Below are 2,760 nucleotides of genomic sequence, written 5' to 3'. Positions count from 1 at the left end.
GTTTATATAAGTATCTGTTTTTAACGATACAATATTTTAAATGGGTAAATAGAGCGTACACTATCGAGTGGGGGTACATTAAAAGGTAGCTTGATAGTGAAAGTGCTGCCTTCACCTAAGTTACTTTGCACATCTATGCTGCCGTGGTGTGACTGGATAATTGCTTGAACAATGGCTAATCCTAAACCAGAACCACCAGTGCTACGAGAGCGATCACTACTCACTCGATAAAAGCGATCAAAAATTCGAGTCAGTTCGTTTTTTGGGATACCAATGCCTGTATCTTGAACTTTGATTACAGCATAATGGTCGTTGCGGTCTAATAAAACCTTTACCTCCCCTCCTTTGGGTGTGTATTGAATTGCATTGACAATTAAATTAGAAAACAAGCGATAAAGCTGGTCAGCATTACCTATAATATTCAGAGGTTGATGCACTTGTATTAAAGATGTCAGCTTTACCTCTGCGGCATTTGCCATCGCTTCAAACTCCTCAACTAAATCGCTAACAATATCATTTAGGCAACAAACTTCACGCTGTAACTTTTGGGCTTGTTTATCTAAACGTGCTAACATTAATAAATCAACAACTAAAGCCGTTAGCCGTTGATTTTGACGTTGTATAGTTTGCAAAATATCTCGTGTATCTTCAGAGTCTATTTGCGGCATTAAAAGTGCTGATTCTACCGTTGCACCTGTTGCAGCTAAAGGCGTTCGTAATTCATGTGCGGCATCTGCTGTAAACTGTTGAATTTGTCGATAAGATTGATAAATTGGCTGCATAGCTAATCCTGATAGCCACCAGCTAGCACCAGCAATCATAGCCATTGCAACTAGCAGCCCTAATACCAAAACTAATTTCACACTATCCAAGTAATGATTAAACTCTTGTAGACTTCGCCCTACTTGCATATATCCCCAATCTTGATAATTTTGGGTATGCAACCCTAGAGTAATTTGATGGTAATCTTTGCCTTTGCTGTCTTTGAGAAATTGCCAAGTTTTTTGATTAAAAACGTCAGGTAATCCTTCTGGATAATAACCAGCAGTAGCAATTAATTTTCCAGAAGTATCAAAAAAACGTATATAGTAGCTACTTTTAGTAACGATACCAAGTAGATGACGTTTAGAATGTGGCTGTTGTTGAATACAATTACTAGCTCCAGTTCCACATTTATCTATATTTGGGAATAACTGATGTGCCAATGGTTCCAAACGTCCAGGTGACTGTAGTTTTAGTTCGATACTGTCGTGTAATGTTCCCGCTACAGACTCAATTTCACTGTCTAAAGCTACCACATGAGCATGGAACACTGCTCGATAAAAACCGAACGCACATAGGCTTAAAATTAAACCCATAACAATGGCATAATATAGAGCCAACCGAATACGAGTAAGTCGAAACAGCTTATTCTGATTCATTGGTGAAATTAAGACGATATCCCATACCGTGCAAAGTTTCAATTGAGCTAGTACAGTCGCTATTGGTGAGTTTGCGACGTAACAAACGTATTTGCGCCGCCACTACATTGCTACTAGATTCCGCATTAACTTCCCAAATCTGGTTACGAATTTGTTCGGTAGTAACAATTTGGTTGGGATGCTTCATAAAATACTCTAGCAGTTGGAACTCTTTATTAGTTAAAGGAATCCTTTGCTGTTCACCCGTAGTATTTTGTCTTACAACTGTACTGTTACCATAATCTAGAGTCAAGTTACCAACAGTCAATTGTTGGGGTTGGAAATGCGGAGAGCGACGCTGCAAAGCCCGCAATCGTGCCAGTAGTTCTACCATTCCAAAGGGTTTTACTAGGTAATCGTCAGCACCAGCATCTAGCCCGGCAACTTTATCTTCCATTCTATCTTTAGCAGTTAGCATCAAGATAGGAAGAGGATTACCTTTGTAACGTAGTCTTTTACACAATTCTAAACCAGTAATTCCAGGAAGCATCCAATCGAGAATCGCTACTGTATATTGTGCCGAGCTATTTTCTAAGTAAGCCCATGCTTCAGTACCATCCATTACCCAATCAACTAAGTACTTTTGTTGATTTAAGGTACGCTTGATAGCAGCCCCTAAATCCGGCTCATCTTCGACTAGCAGCACCCTCATATCAAATTGAGTAGTTAAAGGTTCGTTGTAAATTTGTGACTTAAGCATAGTTTGCAATAGGGATATCCCTATAAATAGGTTGACACTTAGATATGAAATTAGGATGAAATTCTTAAGAATTAGAATTAAGCTATACAAGATCTAACAGTAGGCTAGTATCTTAGCGATACATAATTAAAGAGAAAAGACTTAGTATACCAGGTTGCCCAAATAGGGTGTGAACTTAGTTTGAGAAGTTATAGAAACTAAGTTTTGCAAGATATCTATTGAGTCAATAATAATTTTGACACGTAAATATGAAATTAAGATGAAATTTCAATTATCTCAAGAACAGTTATAAAATTTGTTGTCGTTAATTAGTTGATATGCAAATGAAGTTAGCCTTTTATCTCTAACTAAAGTTAGAAGTTATGACAATAAATATTGCAGCTAATTCTAATTCATTCATATGCATTTAAGAGCACTTTGTTAGATTTATCAAGAAAGAATTCAGGATTCATGAGTTAGAATGAGCGCATGAATCCTGTACGAATTGCGGATGAATAAATGGGTTGAAGACCACCGAATTTTTAATTTGGTGGTCTTCAACTAGTAGGATAACTTAGACCCAACACTAATTAATTTTGAATTATTCTTAAAATTATACAA

The 2,760-nt window shown here is 37.1% G+C and carries 2 protein-coding genes; both read right to left on the bottom strand.

Annotated elements, in window-relative coordinates; genetic code table 11:
- Positions 1-20: 20 nt before the first annotated feature.
- Positions 21-1,421 carry a two-component system sensor histidine kinase RppB gene (rppB, locus tag IQ229_RS22625; RefSeq protein WP_162398283.1) on the bottom strand — a complete coding sequence of 467 codons (1,401 nt, stop codon included), beginning with the start codon at positions 1,419-1,421 and terminating at the stop codon, positions 21-23.
- Positions 1,408-2,160 carry a two-component system response regulator RppA gene (gene rppA / locus IQ229_RS22620; protein WP_162398284.1) on the bottom strand — a complete coding sequence of 251 codons (753 nt, stop codon included), beginning with the start codon at positions 2,158-2,160 and terminating at the stop codon, positions 1,408-1,410. The genes rppB and rppA overlap by 14 nt, the downstream gene beginning before the upstream one ends.
- Between the last annotated feature and the right edge of the window lie 600 nt (positions 2,161-2,760).

It is taken from the genome of Nostoc cf. edaphicum LEGE 07299 (genome assembly GCF_015207245.1).
In the GTDB taxonomy this organism is placed as follows: Bacteria; Cyanobacteriota; Cyanobacteriia; order Cyanobacteriales; family Nostocaceae; genus Nostoc; species Nostoc edaphicum_B.
The sequence above is the reverse complement of the archived record's forward strand: the minus strand, read 5'-3'. Positions and strand labels throughout refer to the sequence as shown.